At 38.0% G+C, this 12,380-nt stretch carries 10 protein-coding genes; 7 read left to right on the forward strand and 3 right to left on the reverse strand.

Annotated features, from left to right (window positions below; all coding sequences use genetic code 11):
• Positions 1–250: 250 nt before the first annotated feature.
• Positions 251–1,291: a VanW family protein gene (locus tag V7124_RS21090; protein WP_335493150.1), complete on the forward strand. Its 1,041-nt coding sequence runs from the start codon at positions 251–253 to the stop codon at positions 1,289–1,291.
• Positions 1,292–1,335: 44 nt separating this feature from the next.
• Here the strand turns inward: V7124_RS21090 and V7124_RS21095 are convergent, their stop codons facing one another.
• Complete coding sequence (locus V7124_RS21095) at positions 1,336–3,042, reverse strand: hypothetical protein (RefSeq protein ID WP_335493152.1); 1,707 nt, start codon at positions 3,040–3,042, stop codon at positions 1,336–1,338.
• A 140-nt stretch (positions 3,043–3,182) separates the two neighbouring features.
• A complete protein-coding gene (gene rluF / locus V7124_RS21100; protein ID WP_335493154.1) occupies positions 3,183–3,899 on the reverse strand; it encodes a 23S rRNA pseudouridine(2604) synthase RluF in 717 nt (238 codons plus the stop codon).
• 200 nt (positions 3,900–4,099) lie between these two features.
• On the opposite strand from rluF, the gene V7124_RS21105 reads away from it, so the two are divergent.
• The gene (locus V7124_RS21105) at positions 4,100–4,969 is read left to right on the forward strand and encodes a cation diffusion facilitator family transporter (RefSeq protein ID WP_335493210.1); all 870 of its coding nucleotides are present in this window, start codon (positions 4,100–4,102) and stop codon (positions 4,967–4,969) included.
• Between the two features lie 49 nt (positions 4,970–5,018).
• On the opposite strand, the gene V7124_RS21110 is transcribed toward V7124_RS21105, so the two are convergent.
• Positions 5,019–5,936: a TetR/AcrR family transcriptional regulator gene (locus tag V7124_RS21110; protein ID WP_335493156.1), complete on the reverse strand. Its 918-nt coding sequence runs from the start codon at positions 5,934–5,936 to the stop codon at positions 5,019–5,021.
• 187 nt (positions 5,937–6,123) lie between these two features.
• On the opposite strand from V7124_RS21110, the gene V7124_RS21115 reads away from it, so the two are divergent.
• The 5 genes from V7124_RS21115 (at position 6,124) to preA (ending at position 12,377) form a co-directional block, all read left to right on the forward strand.
• Positions 6,124–7,653: a DHA2 family efflux MFS transporter permease subunit gene (locus V7124_RS21115; protein WP_335410272.1), complete on the forward strand. Its 1,530-nt coding sequence runs from the start codon at positions 6,124–6,126 to the stop codon at positions 7,651–7,653.
• Between the two features lie 303 nt (positions 7,654–7,956).
• Complete coding sequence (locus V7124_RS21120) at positions 7,957–8,418, forward strand: branched-chain amino acid aminotransferase (RefSeq protein ID WP_335410275.1); 462 nt, start codon at positions 7,957–7,959, stop codon at positions 8,416–8,418.
• 86 nt (positions 8,419–8,504) lie between these two features.
• Entirely contained in the window at positions 8,505–9,176 is a 672-nt protein-coding gene (locus V7124_RS21125) for an oxidoreductase (protein WP_335493158.1), read from the forward strand.
• A 464-nt stretch (positions 9,177–9,640) separates the two neighbouring features.
• Positions 9,641–11,011 carry an NAD(P)-dependent oxidoreductase gene (locus V7124_RS21130; protein ID WP_420490579.1) on the forward strand — a complete coding sequence of 457 codons (1,371 nt, stop codon included), beginning with the start codon at positions 9,641–9,643 and terminating at the stop codon, positions 11,009–11,011.
• Positions 11,012–11,090: 79 nt separating this feature from the next.
• Positions 11,091–12,377 carry an NAD-dependent dihydropyrimidine dehydrogenase subunit PreA gene (gene preA, locus V7124_RS21135; protein ID WP_335493160.1) on the forward strand — a complete coding sequence of 429 codons (1,287 nt, stop codon included), beginning with the start codon at positions 11,091–11,093 and terminating at the stop codon, positions 12,375–12,377.
• Positions 12,378–12,380 lie beyond the last annotated feature (3 nt).

The following is a 12,380-nucleotide window of genomic DNA, read 5'->3' on the forward strand; positions in this document are numbered from 1 at the left end:
TCATTCTATATTATATTGTTCTTAATAACAAACAAATAAATTACTAAATAATGAAACTAAAAATGTGCAAATTCGTCTAATAAGTATATCCAAAAAAAGGGAGTTTTTTAAAAAAATACGATAAATTTGGGGAAATTATCGGGAATATGAGATTTTAATACGGAATAGAATAAGTGAATGGCTTTATATTCGAATTTCTGAATATTCGGAAGTGTTTTGGCTAGATTTTGGGAAAAGAGGAGAAAAGCAAATGCGGAAATGGATAGTTTTCCTTATTTTAATTGGCAGTTTACTAGGTTTAGTAGGTTGTACCGAGAAAACAACCGCTGGTAAGGAATCCGAACAAAAAAATAGGGTGACTGAACAAGAAAAGAAGCTTGAGGAGCAAAAAGCCTCTGAAGCAGCAAAGAAAGCTGCTGCTGAAGCCGAAGCAAAAAGAATTGCAGAAGAAGAGGCTAAAAAGCCGAAAGTGATCAATGTAGTCGACCCAAGCACCAAAAATATTGTTAAAAGCTTCATTCCCGTTGAGATGGGGTTTGGAACGGATAATGAAAGATATCGGCAGGAGCTAGAGAAATGGGCAAGAGAATTAGCTAGGGGTACGGATACGACTCCTGGTTATGATACAAAGATGGTTCTAGACAAAATAGACGCAAATGGGCAGGTCACAAAAGGGAAACCAAGGGTGATTCTTGAAGAAGCAGAGCTAGTAACAAACGTAATCGAGGCTTCTGCTAATGGTGGGGAAGTTTTTCTGCCAATCTATGTCAATGAAAGTGGCTATAAGCCAGAGGATGCAGCCTATTTATCTGAAGTTGTAGTTGCAACTTACAGTACTAAATTTAATCCTAGCATAACAGGGAGAAATAAAAACATCGAATTATCCGCACAGGCTATAGATAATGTCATTGTTGGAATAGGGGATATCTTCTCCTTTAATCATACAGTGGGACCAAGTGATGCTGCACATGGTTATCAGCCTGCTCAAGAAATTGTTAATAAGGAATTGGTCATGGGTATTGGCGGAGGTATTTGTCAAACATCTTCTACCTTATTTAATGCAGTTGATCAATTGGCTATCGATTATGTAGAATGGCACCATCATTCTCTGACAGTAGGGTACGTACCTACAGGAAGGGATGCAACGGTTTCATATGGTGGCAAGGATTTTCAATTTAAGAATACCGCAGGTGTTCCATTCCTAATAAAGACCATTTATAATAGCAATGGAACCTTTACTGTTGAAGTGAGAACCTCCGCAGCCTTTCAAAGCTTACTTCAAAAAAGATAAATAAAAACACGATGAAGTCATCCCTTCATCGTGTTTTCATTTGACTATTGTAGGCCTTCAATTTCAATCTCTTTTGCAGGCAAGAAGTCTTCAGCTGTATCCAAGTAGGTAATGTTTACTTGATCTCCTTCTTTTAGATAAATAACCAATTGTTCTTTTTCAGAGGATATGATATAGCTTTTCTTGTTGTCCAGAAGGAAAGAAACAATGGTAAAATCACCTGATTTTTCTTTGTAAACACGTAGGACTGTACCTGTTGTCTGTTTTTCATCGGCGTTTGAGCTGCCGTCAACGGAACCGCCGCCTCGCTGCAGGGCTGTTTTATACTGCTTTAACGCCTCATTTGGTGTTACCCCAAAAACGGATATTTCTGGATTTGCTGCTGAGACAATAAAGTAATTCTGTAAGAAGCCATTCGAATCTAAAACAGGTGTCAGCCAGCTTGCTTCGCCATAGAAATTATAAATCACTGGCATTTCACCATGCCATTTCTTTTCAATAAATTTCTTTTCAATTATTTGTAATGCACCTTGTGAATCCATATATGAATCCTCAGGGTTTCCAGTATAGTAGGTCGCTTCACCGGAACGAGAGTTTGTCAATGAATAACCCAGCATGGAGTCCACACCTTCTTTTGGGCTGGTGAAGTCTGTAAAGTAATACATATCACCGTTTTGATCAAAAATTGGACTAACATTTGCCTCTGTTCCTTCGTCTGAAGGGAGTTTTACGTCAGATTTTCCGAAAAGACTATTCCAATAGCCGTGTATATAGTTTCCGAAATAGCTGTTTTGTAAGCTGACAATCTCCGGAGAAACCGCACCATCAATAAATTCCGGAACATCTGATAAAGCATAAGACTTTGTGCTGCCATTCTTAGAATTCACTACCACAACACCTTTAACATCAAAACCATTACGGGCCGATATGTATTCACCGAAAGAACGAATATAATATGGTTTTCCTTCATCATCAATTTCTAGTTGGACATCGCCATAGAAAATATGTTTAGGGAATTGCATTCGAATATGGCGCTCAATCGATTTGTTAAAAAAGGAAGAAGGCGTATAGATCATTGTCGATTGAATAAACTTTGGATTATCTGACGAATCAGTTGCACTTAATGTGAAATAACCAGGTGTTTCCTTTCCTTTCCACCATTTAAAAAAACCAGAAAATTCAACAGGTGCAATGTAGACATATTCATTATCTACTTTTTGAATTTGGAGGTTGCCAAGTTCATAATAACTTGTATTCGGGACTTGACCGAAAGCTTTTTTCATTTTATTTCGAGCAAATTCTGGTGGAACGCTCGCAGGTGTTTCTTTTTCATCAAATGTCTTAATTTCCACTTTTTGGTCCATCTTTGCAATTTCATATTTTTCATCTGAATTAAATAAAAAGGCTGTAAGAAAGTAGACGCCAAGAACTAAACTTGCAACAAAAAGCAATGCTTTCACTTTTCGTTCGAGGCCTGTAGAAAATACTGCCCCAATCGCAGTCACTACTATCGCTAGCACCCATAAAGATGATAGGTTTCTATCGTAATTAGTAAAATAGTAGAAAGCATAAACAGACGGGATTAAGATGACTAAAACAGCAATAATTGCTCCCGGAATAAACTTTCTATCTTCTTTTGTACTTTTATTATGACTTTTTTTATCAGTAGATTTGTTATTCCCATAAACCGGGATAAGTATAAGAGCAGAAGCAATACCAACTATCAAAGCAAACAAAAACATATTTCCCATAACCAATTCCCCTTTATTATTTATCTTCTTACTGAGTCTATATATTTACGATTATATAGGGAAAAAGTTTCAATTAAGTAAGGTCTATAGTAAAGTGCCAGGCTCCTCCTAGTAAAATTGGGAGGTACTTGGCACTGTTCTTACCACTCTCTAGGTTCATAATTGAGATCACTGAATAATTGGTTTTTTTCTTTCTTCGTTAGGTCTCTCCATTGACCAACAGGGAGGTTGCCTAAATGAATATTCATAATTCTAACACGCTGGAGTCGAACAACAGAATAACCAAGGGCGGAGCACATTCGTCTTATTTGACGGTTTAACCCTTGTGTTAAGGTAATGTTAAAAACATATTTAGATAATTGTTCCACCTTACAGGGAAGTGTTTTTGTATCTAAGATTCGAACTCCTTCAGACATTTTTTTTAAAAACTCCGATGTTATCGGGGTATCAACGGTAACAATATATTCCTTTTCATGTTTTTTTTCGGCACGCAGGATTTCATTAACGATGTCTCCGTCATTTGTTAGAAGAATTAATCCATCCGAATCTTTATCAAGCCTGCCAATATTAAAAATTCGCAGTGGGTGATTAACTAGGTCTACAATATTTCCTTTGATGTGTTTTTCAGTGGTACTTGTGATCCCAACGGGCTTATTTAATGCAATATAGACATTATTTTTGGCAACCTTGATGGTTTCTCCATTTACCCGAACCACGTCCCCAGGCTCAACTTGGCTGCCCACTTTTGCCAACTTTCCGTTAATTGTTACTCTACCTTCTTCAATCCATTTATCTGCACCGCGCCTTGATGTTTTTCCAGACTCGGAAATAAATTTATTTAATCGCAGGTTAAACACTTCCTTATTTGGTTAAATTATGTTTTTAGAATACTGAACTAATAGGATAATTTCAAGGTTAAGTTTTAATTGTTGTTTCCCATCGTCAACTTTTTTTCGTATCTAATACTATTTTAGAATAGGGGAAAAAGGTTTCTCTAGACCCACTAGATGGTTATGTTCAATAATATAGGTAGGGAAAAGAAGTGGGTGATACAGTGATCGAAGAACAAGGATTTATAGATTTAAAAAGAGGAGAACGAGGAGCTATTATCAGTATTATTGCTTATATTTGTTTATCAGCAGTAAAACTGGGAGTAGGATATTTAGCAAATTCCGAGGCATTAAAGGCTGATGGGCTTAACAATGTCACAGATATTATAGCTTCAGTTGCAGTATTGATTGGTCTTAAATTATCCCAAAGGCCTGCTGATGATGATCATCCTTATGGCCATTGGAAAGCAGAGACAGTAGCGTCTATGGTTGCGTCTTTTATCATGATGGCAGTTGGTCTAAAAGTTGCATACGAAGCGATTATTAATATTTTCTATTCGCCAAGTGAATCACCAGACGTAATTTCTGCATGGACAGGGTTATTTTGTGCCTTCGTGATGTATTTTGTTTATCGTTATAATAAGAAACTGGCTTCTGAAATAAACAGCCAATCAGTCATGGCTGCCGCTAAGGATAATCTCTCTGATGCCTGGGTCAGCGTAGGAACTTTCATTGGGATTATCGGTGCCCAATTCGGACTTCCGTGGCTGGACCCATTAGCAGCCGTTCTTGTCGGATTCCTAATTTGTAAAACAGCTTGGGACATTTTTAAAGAAGCATCACTCTATTTGACAGATGGATTTGATGAAAAAGAAATTGAATTATTTAAAGAAACCATACACCACTGTGACGGTGTGAAGGGTGTGAAAGAAATAAAGGCAAGGAATTATGGTAATAACGTCGTTGTCGATGTCGTAATTTTTGTCAATTCTACTTTAGATGTAAAGCGTGCGCATGATATTGCTACGGAGGTCGAGAATGAATTAATCGAAAAACATAAAGTATATGACGTACATATTCATGTAGAACCTCAATAAGGAAAATGTATAGTAAAAAACCCTCGTCCTAGGTTGCGGACGGGGGTTGTTAATTTTCTTCGCTTTCTTCGATGTGTTGATAGAAGGAGGCAATGATTTGGTTTATTTGATCAAGTTCTTTTTTCCAGAGTTTTGCTGAATTGTTTTCTAATGTTTGCAGGGAGCTTTCAATTAAGAATTTCCTTGGTGACCGCGTATGGATGACCTCTTCTTGGATAAAATCAATTAGTTCATAGTACTTTTCTTGTTCTTTTGTATCAGAAAATTGTTTTGAAATAGAATTCCGCAAATGTCCTGTGATTTTGCAGAATGAATCAATCAATTCATGATTCTTCTTCCGAATACCAGGAAGCCATACTTCTAAAAGTTCGGGAGCGTGTAATTGCTCACCAGTCTCAGCTACTTCGTTAACCATGTTTACTAAACGATTCACACTATATCTGACAACATCACTGATTTTTTCATTAGAGTCAGTTGCTATCCGATTATATTGAAGATTATGCTGTAGCATCCCAGTAAACATAATCGCACAATCTAATAAGTATGGTTTATTTTTTTCACCGAAGATATCGATAAACCGCCCAAACATCCACCGAAGTGACCGTAACCGACTGTGACGGATGTATTGTTTAAGATCGACGTCATTTGAAGCCATAACTTCTTCGTAAAGAGCAATTAACTTATTTTTCCTATTTGTAATCATTTGCATTTCCAATTGTCTGACAAAAATTTCTAGATCAGAAGGATTTTTACCAATTAACAATTCATTCCGGTCTTTTTCTAGCTTTTTATAAACGGTCTTATAAATCGCAATTAAAAGTTCGCTTTTGGAAGAAAAGTATTTGTAAAAAGTTCCTTTTGAAATGCAGCTAAAATCTAATATATCCTGAATGGATGTTGCTTGATATCCTTTTTCGATAAATAATTGATGGGCTTTATTAATGACATGCTGTTTCCGCTCATTCATGTTATCACCTATAATCTGAATTATACTAACAGTATAAAATTATACTACATGATAAATATGGAGATTACAAACCCATTATTTTATAGTGTTTTTTGATTGCAAAAAATGAACTGACGGTATATTATTAATAAAGCGTGAAACAGGGGTATAAAAAAATGTACAATGAGTTTACTAGGGGGTATTAAACATGGGAAATGAAAAAAATGAAACAAAGCGTCCCCCATACGGGATTATTTCGATCCTAATGATTGGGGCTTTTATTGCTTTTTTAAACAATACATTACTTAATATAGCACTTCCTTCGATAATGGCGGATTTAAAAGTTGACGCCTCGGTCGTTCAATGGTTGACAACAGGCTTTATGTTAGTAAACGGCGTATTAATTCCAACAACAGCATTTTTAATTCAAAAATATTCAGTACGAAAGCTTTTCTTAGTAGCGATGGGCTTGTTCACAGCGGGAACCATTATCGCTGGTTTTGCCCATGTTTTTCCTGTTTTACTTGCAGGCAGAATGACTCAAGCGGCAGGTTCTGCGATTATGATGCCACTGTTAATGAATGTCATGCTAGTTAGCTTCCCAATTGAAAAAAGAGGGGCAGCTATGGGGATATTTGGATTAGTATTAATGGGGGCACCGGCAATTGGTCCAACTTTATCTGGTTGGTTAATTGAACATTACGACTGGAGAATGTTGTTCCACTTCGTAACACCGATTGCAGCCATTGTTCTATTAATCGGTTTCTTCCTATTAAAAGATAAAAAAGAAAAAGTGGATATTAGACTTGATTCTTTATCTGTATTACTTACAAGTGTGGGCTTTGGCGGTTTGTTATATGGGTTCAGTTCAGCGGGAAAGCAGGGCTGGGACAGTCCCCAAGTATATTTGACGATAGCTATTGGAACACTATCATTGCTTGTTTCCATTTTACGCCAACTAAAACAGGATAAACCTATGCTAAATTATCGGATTTTCAAGTTCCCTATGTTTGCTTTATCGTCTGTTATCTCAATGGTACTAACGATGGCAATGTTTTCGGGAATGCTCTTGCTACCGATTTATGTTCAAACATTACGCGGTATCTCCCCGATGGATGCTGGTCTAATGATGCTTCCAGGAGCACTCATTATGGCGCTAATGTCACCAATTACTGGTAAACTATTTGACAAATTTGGCGGACGCAGTTTAGCCATAGTTGGCTTAGTCATCACGGTGGTAACTAGTTATCTTTTCAGCCAATTAACGCTCGAGACAACGTATACTCAATTACTGCTTTTATTCTCGGTTCGAATGTTTGGGATGTCTATGGTAATGATGCCTGTGTCTACAAATGGTTTAAATCAATTACCTGCACGTTTTTATCCACATGGGACTGCTATGAACAATACGCTGCAGCAAGTTTCTGGTGCCATTGGAACAGCGTTATTGGTGACAATCATGTCTAATCGCACTGAGTCGAAAGCGATTGAACTAGGTGAGGCTGCAAAGGCTGCCTTAACAGAACAGCCAACCCAAGCAGCAATGGCAGAAATGCAGCAGCAGATCATGACGAATGCAATGTTGGATGGGATAAATTTTGCCTTTTTAGTTTCCACCTTTATTGCCGGAGTAGCACTTTTCTTAGCATTCTTTATGAAACGTGTAACACAAGCTGCCGATAAAATCGATGAAAACCCAGTTGAAAAAAAAGTCGTAACGAAACTAGTTGAAAACTAAGTAAAAAAGCAGTTTGCGCTGCTTTTTTTTTACAAATGGCTTTGTTAAAGAACACTGTTGATTTTATAAACCTGTTGATTTGAGCGGAAGGCGCTCGACTCCTGCGGGAGGACGGGGCAGGGGAGACCCCGCAGGCGCTTCAGCGCCGAGGAGGCTTCCCGGACCGCCCGCGGAAAGCGTAGCGCCTGGAGTCCAAATCAACAGTCAAGTTTAACAAAGCCTTACAAATAAAAGATATTTGCTTTTTTATAAAGAAAAACTCTATAGTAAAGATAAGAATTGTTAAATGGGAGGCTTACAGGATTGGAAGCAAATTTTTCTAATGCTTATATTGAACGCTGCAGCAAAGAAACGGAAACGATGATCTCAATTGAATCAACTAGTTTCTTAAATCAGCCAATCAAATACTTAAAAGAACATAAAAATGAATTTATTTATCTAGAGTCCATTTTGTTTGAAGAAATTGGTGTTGAAGGTATTTCACTTGAAGCTGATGATGTTTTTGGTACATATGATGTTATGCTTGGCTTAAAGCTGCAAAAGAAGTTTGACCCTTTATTAAGGGAGTATCTAAATAGCAACTTAGATGGTGAACCTTCAAAATTCGATCTCATGTTTAGTCATGATGATGGCTTATGGGATTTAAATTTCGCCTTAAATTATGTTGCTGGATACAAAGAGGATCTGTCTATTAGTGATGCCTTTCAGCTTATTCAACAGTTTTTATCGAATTTAGTGGGCACAGTTAAGAAACCAACCAGCTGAATAACTGGTTGGTTTTTGTCTAATTGAAGGATTTGAAATAGTAGATATTTACTAACCATACTATAGAGAGGGGATTTATATAGTATATGAGTAATCAGAAAAAAACGGCTCTTGTTCTGGGTGCCACAGGCCTAATTGGCAAGGAGTTAGTAAAAATAATATCTGAGAATGAGCAATATGAAAAAATACATTTATTGGTTCGTAGATCAATTGAAATTAATAATGAGAGATGTAAAACACATATTGTGAATTTTGATGAACTGCATAAATATTCAGCGCTATTTCAGGTGGATGATGTATATTGCTGTTTGGGTACCACGATAAAAAAAGCAAAAACAAAAGAGGCTTTTCGGAGGGTAGACTACGAATATCCCATTGAGGCAGCCAAACTTGCAAAGGATAATGGCGTGGAGACCTTCCTAATCGTTTCTGCAATGGGGGCAGATGTAAATTCTCGTTTTTTTTACAATCGAGTAAAGGGCGAAGTGGAGGATTCTCTTAAGAAGATGGATCTGCCATCTCTACATATCTTTCGACCTTCTTTGTTATTGGGAAACAGAGATGAGTTTCGTTTAGGAGAAAAGATAGCAGAGAAGGCAAGTAGTTTCTTAAACTTTATTATGATTGGACCATTACTTCCTTATAAAGGAATACATGCCCAAAAGGTGGCAGAAGCTATGGCAAATATTGCTCAAGCAAATAAAAGGGGTGCGGCTATTTATCTTTCTCATGAGATTGACAAGATGACAACGAACTAAAGTATGCCTTTCGGTATGCTTTATTTTTGTGATTTAAATTCGTCAATTTATTTGTGATTGTCGAGAATTTATTTGGAAGAAGATCTTGCAATTACGGAACATCTTCAACTAACATAACGCTATTTTTCTAGTATTAACATTGGTTTTTATCCTTTTTTAAACAAAGAACCCTATTTAATTATCTTCGATGTAATTTTACAAATTTTTTTGATCACATGTGATAAATTGAGAACAGACAAGGAATGTACAACAACAACTCTCATTTATCTACTAATTTATCATCGATTTTTCCCTTCAACCATCATTAAGTATAAATGAACCGCATACATGTGTAATATATTCAAGTTTTCCAACTAGGAAGTAGAATACGAGTATCATCTTATATGGGCATACATATGAAGTCTTTTTTATGTCTGTCTACATGCAAATTTCAGTAAAATAACCATCAAAAAGGAGGAATTTTATTGATAAAAAAACAACGGATATCTAATCTCAATTTGGAATTTAATTTTCAAGAAGTAGATCGGCCACTTACAAATCAAGAAGCACTGGAAGAATCAAACCGCTGCCTTTATTGTTACGATGCCCCATGTATCCAGGCATGTCCAACTGGCATTGACATCCCCGCCTTTATAAAAAAAATCTCTTCAGGAAATTTACTAGGATCAGCAAAAACAATTATGGCTGCCAATCCGGTCGGTGCAAGCTGTTCTAGGGTGTGTCCAACAGAGGAATTGTGTGAAGGCGCATGTGTTTTAAATCATTCAACGAAACCGATTATGATTGGTAATTTACAGAGATATGCCACAGATTGGGCAATTAAAAATGACCAATCCCTTTTCAATCCGGGAAATCCCATTGGTATATCTGTTGCTGTTGTTGGTGGGGGACCCGCTGGACTTTCAGCGGCTAGAGAACTAGCCCGTTTAGGGTATGAAGTAACGATATTTGAGGCAGCTGAAAAAGCTGGAGGGTTAAATACTTATGGAATTGTCTCTTTCCGACTGCCTCAGTCGATTTCATATTGGGAAGTGGAACAAGTTGAAAAACTAAATGTATCCATCAAAACAAACACAAGGGTTGGAAGAGATATTTCAGTAGAGCAATTACTAAAAAACTTTGATTGCCTGGTGCTTGCGGTTGGTATGGCACAAGTTCCTGATTTAGGTATCGAAGGAGAAAACTTAGAGGGAGTTTACGATGCCATTGAGTTTGTAAAGGAAACAAAGAGTGGCAGGTTATCAACGGAGTTTGTAGGTAAGCGTGCCGTTGTCATTGGTGCAGGAAACACTGCCATAGATGGTGCAACCTGTTCAGTTAGGTTAGGGGCTGAAAATGTAAAAATCTTATATCGCAGAACAGAGGAAGAAATGACAGCCTATGATTTTGAATATGAATTTGCTAAACAAGATGGTGTTGAATTCCGCTGGTTAACGGCCCCGAAAAGAATTACAGGTGATGAACAAGGAAAAGTAACGGGTATTGAGTGCATCAAGATGGATCTCGGTGACCCCGATCAAGATGGACGCAAAAAACCAATTCCGATTGAGGGCTCTGAATATGTTATTCCAGTGGATGCTGTTATTAAAGCGATTGGCCAAACAAGACACCTAGACTTAATAGAAGCTCTTGGTTTGCAGCATAACAGTGGGGTGGTCCACGTTAATAAAGATACCTATCAAACTTCCAATCCAAAAATCTATGCATGTGGTGATGTTGTATTTGGAAAGGGTAAAGGTGACGCCATGGTTGTTACTGCAGCCCAACAAGGGAAACTAGCAGCCTATAACATTCACAAACAATATACCGCTGCCGCTTTCGGAAAAGCACAATAACTTAAATATAAAGAGGATATTAATATGTAAGCGCTTTCCGCTGCTAAAGTAAGTTCTACTAATTAGGGGTGAATAAGAGATGGCTGATTTAAGTATTAATCTTGCAGGGATAAAATCTCCAAACCCATTTTGGCTTGCATCAGCACCCCCGACCAATTCAGGTTATCAGGTTCAGAGAGCCTTTGAAGCTGGTTGGGGAGGAGCTGTTTGGAAGACCTTAGGGGGCCCGATATTAAATGTTTCCTCTAGGTTTGCCGCCATTAGTTTTAATGGAAAGCGAGTTGCAGGGTTTAATAATATTGAATTGATAACGGATAGACCGCTAGCTGTAAATCTAAAAGAAATCTATGAAACGAAAAAGAGATTTCCCAAACATGCCATTATAGCTTCGTTAATGGTGGAACCAACCCAGGAAAAATGGCACGAACTCGTAAAGCGTGTGGAGGATGTCGGTGTAGACGGTCTCGAATTAAATTTCGGCTGTCCGCACGGTATGGCTGAACGGGGAATGGGATCAGCCTCAGGGCAAGTCCCATCACTGGTTGAACGCCAGACCTATTGGGTAAAGGAGGTGGCTAAAACTCCTGTCATCGTAAAACTAACACCGAATATTACCGATATTACCGCTACTGCTGAAGCCGCATGCCAAGGTGGGGCAGATGCAATTAGTATGATCAACACCATTAATAGTTTGATGGGAGTTGACCTAGATACATGGAATACAATCCCCCATGTCGCAGGTAAAGGTGCACATGGCGGGTATTGTGGACCTGCAGTAAAGCCTATAGCCCTTAACATGGTCGCAGAATGTGCCCGACATGCAAATATTACTGTCCCAATTTCGGGTATCGGAGGAATCTCAAACTGGCAGGATGCAGTAGAATTCATGTTAATGGGGGCAACGGGTGTCCAGATCTGTACAGCTGCCATGCATCACGGATTTCGTATTGTGGAAGACATGATTGAAGGACTCAACCATTATTTAGATGAAAAGGGAATTAAGTCCGTTTCCGACATCATTGGCAAATCAGTTCCGAGGTATGCGGATTGGGGTAATTTGGATCTCAACTACAATATCGTCGCAAAAATTAATACGGATGTCTGTATCAATTGTAATAAGTGCCATATTGCCTGTGAGGATACTTCGCATCAATGTATCGATATGCTTACAGACGAAAACGGTAAAGGCTATCTTAAAGTTCGGGAAGAGGATTGTGTCGGTTGTAATCTTTGTTCGATTGTCTGCCCAGTCGATGGCGCAATCGATATGGTCGAAGCAACCAATGAACTACCACCGATGACATGGAACGAAAGACAGGCAGCTTTGAGTGTTACGACAGCATGTAAGATTGATAGTAAACAATGAGAA

The organism is Neobacillus niacini, from assembly GCF_036961885.1.
Classification (GTDB): domain Bacteria; phylum Bacillota; class Bacilli; order Bacillales; family Cytobacillaceae; genus Neobacillus; species Neobacillus niacini_H.

What these genes read in the sequence shown, in the direction of transcription:
- V7124_RS21125 (WP_335493158.1), top strand. Translation starts at nt 8,505, where the DNA reads ATGAGTAATCAGAAAAAAACGGCTCTTGTTCTGGGTGCCACAGGCCTA.
- V7124_RS21110 (WP_335493156.1), bottom strand. Translation starts at nt 5,936, where the DNA reads ATGAATGAGCGGAAACAGCATGTCATTAATAAAGCCCATCAATTATTT.
- V7124_RS21095 (WP_335493152.1), bottom strand. Translation starts at nt 3,042, where the DNA reads ATGGGAAATATGTTTTTGTTTGCTTTGATAGTTGGTATTGCTTCTGCT.
- V7124_RS21115 (WP_335410272.1), top strand. Translation starts at nt 6,124, where the DNA reads ATGGGAAATGAAAAAAATGAAACAAAGCGTCCCCCATACGGGATTATT.
- preA (WP_335493160.1), top strand. Translation starts at nt 11,091, where the DNA reads ATGGCTGATTTAAGTATTAATCTTGCAGGGATAAAATCTCCAAACCCA.
- V7124_RS21090 (WP_335493150.1), top strand. Translation starts at nt 251, where the DNA reads ATGCGGAAATGGATAGTTTTCCTTATTTTAATTGGCAGTTTACTAGGT.